Raw genomic sequence first — 1,130 nt, forward strand, 5'->3', positions numbered from 1 at the left:
GGCGTTGGTGCACGGATATGATTTCAACGTTTTGCATCTATGCGGCGGGGATCGAAAATAGCATTATTGGTTCAGCATGCCGCACAAATATAACGGTGCCCGCCGACATCACATCGGCAAGATGAAGTTCAAAGTGACGAACTGGGCGGAGTATGAGGCGGGCCTCCGTCGTCGTGGCAGTTTAACCCTTTGGATTACGCCGGAAGCGTTGGCGGGTTGGGCAGCTCCACGGCGTAAGACGCGTGGTGGCCAGCCTCTCTATTCGGATCTGGCGATCGAAACGACGCTGATGCTGGGCATGGTATTCGGATTGCGTTTGCGCCAAAGCGAGGGACTTTTGCGTTCGGTGCTTGATATGATGGCATTGGATCTGCCTGTGCCCGATCACACCACACTCAGCCGGAGAGCCAGAACCTGGAAGCCAACGGCCAGAGGCAACGACCGACAGCATGTGGCAAACGGGCGCATTCACGTTCTGGTCGACAGCACCGGGCTTAAGATCTATGGCACCGGTCAATGGCTGGAAGAAAAGCATGGGACAAAGTCCCGGCGTGGCTGGCGCAAACTGCACCTCGCTGTTGATGCAGACAGTGGCGAGATCATTGCACATAGCCTGACAGATCAGGAGAGCGGCGACGCCTCGCAGCTGCAGCCATTGCTTGATCAGATTGATGATGAGATCGGCCAGTTCACGGCCGATGGAGCCTATGATGGCTATCCATCCTACGACGTAGTTCTGCGTCACAGCCCAGGCGCAAGTGTCGTCATTCCACCGCGATCGAACGCGGTGGAACGGCCTAACACCCAAGCATGCTGCCAGAGAGACGACCACTTAGCCTCCATGCAGGCAGATGGCCGGCTGAAATGGCAGGCATCAACCGGCTACGGCAAACGAGCTTTGGTTGAAACCGCGATGGGTCGATACAAAGGCATTATTGGACCACGCTTGCGCGCTCGGTCATTCCTCGCTCAACAGACAGAGGCTGCAATCGGGGTCACGATTTTGAACCGAATGCTCGCCTGCGGACGCCCGAAATCCGTTCGTTGCCAAGCATCGGCGGGAGCAACCAAATAGGCGGACCCATCAAAGAACGAGCTCTGCTCATCGGCTGATCCGCGCACCAACGCCA

General features: G+C 57.1%; 1 protein-coding gene. It reads left to right on the plus strand.

Going from position 1 to position 1,130, the window contains the following annotated elements:
* Positions 1-76 precede the first annotated feature (76 nt).
* Positions 77-1,075, plus strand: a complete 999-nt coding sequence (locus FMN63_RS18430; protein WP_148585651.1) for an IS5 family transposase — start codon at positions 77-79, stop codon at positions 1,073-1,075.
* Positions 1,076-1,130 lie beyond the last annotated feature (55 nt).

It is taken from the genome of Stappia sp. BW2, assembly GCF_008107695.1.
Taxonomy (GTDB): domain Bacteria; phylum Pseudomonadota; class Alphaproteobacteria; order Rhizobiales; family Stappiaceae; genus Roseibium.

Bases quoted from the DNA above. Each gene is read 5' to 3' on its own strand.
- FMN63_RS18430 (WP_148585651.1), top strand. From the start codon at position 77: ATGCCGCACAAATATAACGGTGCCCGCCGACATCACATCGGCAAGATG.